Origin of the sequence: Micromonospora sp. AMSO12t (genome assembly GCF_008806585.1) — a bacterium.
Classification (GTDB): domain Bacteria; phylum Actinomycetota; class Actinomycetes; order Mycobacteriales; family Micromonosporaceae; genus Micromonospora; species Micromonospora reichwaldensis.
Window position 1 is genome coordinate 137,596 of the sequence record NZ_WAAS01000002.1, and the last position, 6,000, is coordinate 143,595.

A 6,000-nucleotide genomic window follows, 5' to 3' on the forward strand; every position below is an offset into this window, starting at 1 on the left:
GGGCAGGTCGACGCGGCGCGCGCCAGTGTCGGCGAACCACTGCGTCCAGGTCACCGGCACGCCGTGCACGTGCAGCTCCGCCAGGGCGTGCAGCAGCGCCTGCGCCTCCGCCCGGTCCCGCCGCTGCACGGCCACGGCCAGCACACCGTCGTCGTCGGGCAGCACGTCGGCGGCCATCGCGGTCAGCACGCTCTGCGGGCCGACCTCCAGGAACGTGTCCACACCCGCCTCGCGCAGGGCGGTGACCCCGTCGGCGTAGCGGACGGCCTCACGCACGTGCCGCACCCAGTAGTCGGCCGTACGGATCTCGTCGCCGGCCAGCGCACCGGTCACGTTCGACACGACCGGCAGCAACGGCACGGAGAACGTCAACCCGTCCAGTACCGCCCGGAACTCGGCCAGCATCGGCTCCATCAACGGGCTGTGGAACGCGTGGCTGACCGTCAGCCGGCGAGTGCGGATGCCCCGGTCGCGCCAGAGCCGCTCGACCTCGTCCAGCGCGTCAACCGCACCCGACACCACCACCGCGGCGGGGCCGTTGACCGCGGCGATGCCGACGCGGTCGGTCAGCCCAGCGAGAGACTCCGCCACCGCAGCCTCGTCAGCGGCCACCGCCAGCATCCCGCCACCCGTGGGCAGCGCCTGCATCAGCCGGCCCCGCGCGGCCACGAGCTGGCACGCGTCGGCCAGGGACAACACCCCGGCCACGTACGCCGCCGTCACCTCACCGATCGAGTGACCGGCCAGCATGTCCGGCACGACCCCGAACGACTCCACCAACCGGAACAGCGCCACCTCGACCGCGAACAACCCAGCCTGCGTGAACACCGTCCGATCCAGCAACCCCGCCTCGGGGCTGCCCGCCTCAGCGAACAACACCTCCCGCAACGGACGCGGCAACAACGGATCGAGATGCGCACACACCTCGGCCAGCGCGGTCGCGAACACCGGGAACTCCGCCGACAACTCCCGGCCCATCCCGGCACGCTGCGCACCCTGACCCGAGAACAACAGCGCGAGCTGGCCGCGCTGAGTGCCCGGGCCGGTGAGCACGCCGGCCGAGGGCTCGCCCGCCGCCACGGCTTCGAGGCCCGCCAGCAGCTCGTCGCGGGTCGCACCGGACACGACCGCCCGGTGCTCCAGCACGGACCGCGACGCCACCGACGACCAGGCCACGTCGAGCGGGCGCGAGGTCCGGGTGCCGCTGAGCCACTGCGCCCAGCGGTCGGCCTGCGCCGACAGTCCGGCCGCGTCCCGGGCCGAGAGCAGCACCGGCAGCACCGACGGCGTCCGCGAGGGCTCGCCCTCGACCTCCGGCTCGTCCCCGCCGGTCGGCGCGGACGGCTGCTCCAGGATCAGGTGCACGTTCGTACCGCTGATGCCGAACGACGACACGGCGGCCCGGCGCGGCCGGTCCACCGCTGGCCAGGGACGCGCCTCGGCCAGCAGGGACACCGCTCCCGCGGTCCAGTCCACGTGGGGGGTCGGCTCGTCGAGGTGCAGGGTCTGCGGGAGCAGGCCGTACCGCATCGCCTGCACCATCTTGATCATGCCGGCGACACCGGCGGCGGCCTGGCTGTGGCCGATGTTCGACTTGATCGAGCCGAGCAGCAGCGGCCGGTCGGCGGGGCGGCCCTGGCCGTAGGTGGCCAGCAGCGCCTGCGCCTCGATGGGGTCGCCCAGGGTCGTACCCGTGCCGTGCGCCTCGACGGCGTCCACGTCGGCCGTGGTCAGCCGGGCGTTCGCGAGGGCCTGCCGGATCACCCGCTGCTGGGCGGGCCCGTTGGGGGCGGTGAGGCCGTTGGACGCGCCGTCCTGGTTGACGGCGCTGCCGGCGATCACGGCGAGCACCTGGCGGCCCTGCCGCCGGGCGTCGGAGAGCCGCTGGACCAGCAGTACGCCGACGCCCTCCGACCAGCCGGTGCCGTCGGCGTCGGCGGCGAAGGACTTGCAGCGCCCGTCCGGGGCGAGGCCGCCCTGGCGGGAGAACTCGACGAAGGCGCCCGGGGTCACCATGACGGTGACGCCGCCGGCCAGCGCCATGTCGCACTCGCCGCCGCGCAGCGCCTGGGCGGCCAGGTGCACCGCCACCAGCGACGACGAGCAGGCGGTGTCGACCGTCACCGCCGGGCCCTCCAGCCCGAAGGTGTACGACACCCGGCCGGAGATGACGCTGTGCGCGCCGCCCGTGAGCTGGTATCCGGCCAGCTCCGCCGGGGTGTCGGTGGTGCCGTAGCCCGACGGGGAGGCGCCGACGAAGACGCCGGTACGGCTGCCGCGCAGCTCGTCCGGGTCGATGCCGGCCTGCTCGACGGCCTCCCAGGACGCCTCCAGCAGCAGGCGCTGCTGCGGGTCCATGGCGACCGCCTCGCGCGGCGAGATGCCGAAGAAGCCGGGGTCGAACGTGGTGGCGCCGTCGACGAAGCCGCCCTCGCGGGTGTGCGACACGGGTCGCCCGTCGGCGTCGACGGCCAGCAGCCGGCCCATGTCCCAGTTCCGGTCGTCGGGGAAGCCGCTGATCCCGTCGCGCCCGGTGGCGACCAGGTCCCACAGGTCGTCCGGGTTGGCCACGCCGCCCGGGTACCGGCAGCTCATGCCGACGATGACGATCGGGTCGTCGTCCACCGGCCCGGCGGGGCCCCAGGTGGTGACGGTGTCGACCTCGTGCAGGCGCAGCGTCGCCGACAGGTGGTCGGCGAGGGCGGCCGGGTTCGGGTAGTCGAAGACCAGGGTGGTGGGCAGGGTGAGTCCGGTGGCGGCGCCGAGCCGGTTGCGCAGCTCGACAGCGGTCAGCGAGTCGAAGCCCAGCTCCTTGAACGCCCGGTTCGCCTTGACCAGCTCGGTGCCGGAGTGGCCGAGCACGGCGGCGGTGTGCGTGCGTACGAGGTCGGTCAGGTGGCGGTCCTGCTCGGCGCGGGGCAGCGTCAACAGGTGCTGCCGCAGCCCGCCGCCGGCGGTGTCCTCCGGTTCGGCGTCGACCACGCGCAGGGCGTCGCGCGCCTCGGCGATGTCGTCGAGCAGGGGGCGGGCGCGGGCGGCGGCGAACGCCGGGGTGAACAGGGACCAGTCGACGTCCGCCACGGTCACCGACGGCACGGCCCGGCCGACGGCGCTGCGCAGCGCGTACACGGCCTGGGCCGGCGACATGGGGCTGAGGCCGCGCCGGGCCAGCAGTTCCTGGCCCTCGCCGCTGGCCATGCCGCCCTCGGCCCAGGGTCCCCAGGCCACGGCGGTGGCGGCCAGGCCACGGGCGCGGCGCCGCTCGGCGAGCGCGTCGAGGAAGGCGTTGCCGGCGGCGTACGCGGCCTGTCCGCCGCTGCCCCAGATGCCGGCGATGGAGGAGAAGAGCACGAACGCGTCGAGCGGCCGGTCGCCCAGCAGCTCGTCCAGGTGCACGGCACCGGCGATCTTGCCGTCGAGTACCCCGGCCAGCCCGGCGAGGTCGGTGTCGGCAAGCATGTTCAGCTGGCCCACCCCGGCGGCGTGCACCACCGCGGTCAGCGGCGCCGGATCGGCGTCGACGTCGCGCAGCAGCGCCTCGACGCGGGCGCGGTCGGCCATGTCGGCGGCGACCAGGGTCACCCGGGCGCCGAGCCCGGTCAGCTCGTCGCGCAGCTCGGCCGCCCCGGGAGCGTGCTCGCCCCGGCGGCTGGTCAGCACGACGTGCGCCGCGCCGTTGGCCGCCGCCCAGCGGGCCACGTGGGCGCCGAGCGCCCCGGTGCCGCCGGTGATCAGGACGGTGCCGGACGGCTGCCAGCGCTCGACGGTGCCTACGGCGGCCGGCGTGGCGCGCACCAGTCGGCGTACGAAGACGGCCGAGGGCCGTACGGCGACCTGGTCCTCGGGGCCGCCGCCGGTCAGGACGCCCACCAGGTGGTCCCAGTCGCTCCGGTCGGGGCCGTCCGGCAGGTCGACGAGGCCGCCCCAGAGCTGCGGGTGTTCCAGCCCGGCGACCCGGGCCAGGCCCCACAGGCCGCCCTGGGCGACGCTGCGGACCGGGTCGGCGTCGCCGGTGCCGACCGCGCCCCGGGTGACCGTCCACAGTGGCGCGGCGACGTCGGCGGCGTGCAGGGCCTGCACCAGCGTCATCGTGGCGGCCGTGCCGAGCGGCACCGCCGGCTGGCCGGGGTGCGGCCGGTCCAGCAGGCCCAGCAGGGAGACGATCCCGGTGAACGGGCTGTCCCCCACGGCCTCGGCCACCCGCGCCGTCACCTGGTCGCGCTCCGCCGTCGGGTCCACCGCCAGCCGGGACACCTCGCCGCCGGCGGCGACCAGTGCCCCCGCGAGCGCCTCGGCCCATTCCGTCGTGGGGGCGTCGCCGGCCGGTTCGACGAGCAGCCAGCGGCCGGACGGGCTGACCGGCGCGGGGGCGGCGGTCCGCTTCCACACCACCCGGTACGACCAGCCGTCGACGACCGCGTCCCGCAGCCGCGCCTTGCGCCAGGACGACAGGACCGGCAGGGCCGGGGCCAGGACGTCCGCCCCGTCGTCGCCGAACTGCGCGGCGAGGGCCGCCACGTCGGAACGTTCCACCGCCGACCAGAACTCGACGTCCACCACGTCCGGGCTGACCGGGCCGGTGACCGAGACCGGCATCTGCTCGGGCCAGTAACGCTGCCGCTGGAACGCGTACGTGGGCAGGGCGACCGGGGTCGCGCCGGTGCCGGCGTAGAGGGCCGGCCAGTCGACGGGCGCCCCGTTGACGTGCAGCTCGGAGAGGGCGGCGAGCAGGGCCCGCGCCTCGGGGCGGTCGGCGCGCAGGACGGGCACGGCGATGACCGGGGTGTCGTCGTCGGCGTCCGCCGGCTCCTGCCCGCTCAGCACGTCCCGGGTCATCGCGGTCAGTACGCTGCGCGGGCCGATCTCCAGGAACGCGTCCACGCCGGCGGCGCGCAGCGCGGCGACCCCGTCGGCGTAGCGGACGGCCTGCCGGACGTGGCGCACCCAGTAGTCGGCGGTGCGGATCTCGTCGGCGTCGGCGAGCGCCCCGGTCACGTTCGACACGATCGGCAACGTCGGCGCGGCGAAGGTCAGCCCGTCGAGGACGGCCCGGAACCCGTCGAGCATCGGCTCCATCAGCGGACTGTGGAACGCATGGCTGACCGTGAGCCGGCGGGTGCGTGCGCCTCGGTCCTTCCAGAGCCGCTCCACCTCGTCGAGGGCCTCGACGGCGCCGGAGACGACCACCGAGGTCGGCCCGTTCACGGCCGCGACTCCCACGTCGGCCAGGCCGTCGAGCGTGGCGAGCACGTCGGCCTCGGCCGCCGCGACGGCGAGCATCCCGCCGCCCGTGGGCAGCGCCTGCATCAGCCGGCCCCGCGCCGCCACCAGCGCCGCCGCGTCGGCCAGGGACAGCACCCCGGCCACGTGCGCGGCGGCGACCTCGCCGATCGAGTGGCCGCCCACGAAGTCCGGCACCACGCCGTACGAGCCGACGAGCCGGAACAGCGCCACCTCGACGGCGAACAGCCCGGCCTGGGTGAACGCGGTCTGGTCCAGCAGCTCCGCCTCGGCGGAACCCTCCGGTGCGAACAGCACGTCCTTCAGCGGGCGCGGCAGCAGCGGGTCGAGCTGCACGCACACCTCGTCGAGGGCGGTCGCGAAGACCGGGAACTCGGCGTACAACTCCCGGCCCATGCCGGCGCGCTGCGCGCCCTGGCCGGAGAAGAGCACCGCGAGCGGGCCCCGGTCGGCGGCCTGAGCGGCGACCACCGCGCCGGACGGCTGGCCGGCGGCGAGGGCGCGCAGCCCGGCCAGCAGGTCCTCGCGGTCGGTGGCGGTGAGGACCGCGCGGTGCTCCAGCGCGGAGCGCGACACCACCGACGACCAGCCGACGTCCACCGGCCGGAGGGTCTCGTCGTCGTCCAGCCACCGGGCCCAGCGGCCCGCCTGCGCCCTCAGCGCGGCCTCCGACCGGGCGGACAGCAGCACGGGCACCGCCGGCAGGGCGGGGGCCGGGCCGGCGTCGGCGGGGGCCGCGGCGTCGGCGGCGGGCGGCTC

Annotated in this window: 1 protein-coding gene (only partly in view); it reads right to left on the bottom strand. The window is 76.1% G+C overall.

Features of this window, described 5'->3' with window-relative positions; genetic code table 11:
* On the bottom strand, positions 1-5,937 hold the 5' portion of the coding sequence (locus F6X68_RS00860; protein ID WP_225851879.1) for a type I polyketide synthase. The gene continues 22,452 nt to the left of window position 1, outside the view; the window shows 5,937 of its 28,389 coding nt (coding positions 1-5,937); its start codon is at positions 5,935-5,937; the stop codon falls past the left edge of the window.
* Positions 5,938-6,000: the final 63 nt, after the last annotated feature.